Source organism: Pseudomonas sp. 32_A (assembly GCF_017490905.1).
GTDB lineage: Bacteria > Pseudomonadota > Gammaproteobacteria > Pseudomonadales > Pseudomonadaceae > Aquipseudomonas > Aquipseudomonas inefficax.
On the sequence record NZ_JAFGYI010000310.1, the window covers coordinates 1 to 458 of the forward strand.

Below are 458 nucleotides of genomic sequence, written 5' to 3' on the forward strand. Positions count from 1 at the left end.
TCAACGGGGTGATGCGCCGCAAGGTCAAACCCTGACGGCGATCGCGGGATGCTTCAATCGTTATTGAGCACTGCAGCAGCCTGTGGATGCAGGCTGTAACTCTTGTCCGGGTTGAAGGTGACCACACCTTCGGCGCACAGCCGCTTCAACACTTCACGCACACTGAGAAACGACAGCGGCACGTCGAGGTCGAGCAACTGACTGTGCACGCCGCGCACCCCCAGGCGTCGGTCGCTTTGTGCGGCGACCAGCAGGGCGTCGATGACTTTCAGGCGAATCAGGCTGGTGCGCAGGCCGAAGCTCTTGAGCAGCAGGCGAATGCGCTCATTGCCCGATCGTTCGGGGCTTGGTGCGAAACTGCTCGCGCTAGGGCTCATGGAAGCTCCTTGTGACGCCTGGCTACCGTCCGTTGGTAGTTGCGAGTTGTACATGGGATTACTCCTTTGCAGAGCCTGATC

The 458-nt window shown here is 60.3% G+C and carries 1 protein-coding gene; it reads right to left on the reverse strand.

Annotated features, from left to right (window positions below; genetic code table 11):
* Positions 1-53: 53 nt before the first annotated feature.
* Positions 54-431 carry a hypothetical protein gene (locus J5M58_RS26815; protein ID WP_064587419.1) on the reverse strand — a complete coding sequence of 126 codons (378 nt, stop codon included), beginning with the start codon at positions 429-431 and terminating at the stop codon, positions 54-56.
* Positions 432-458 lie beyond the last annotated feature (27 nt).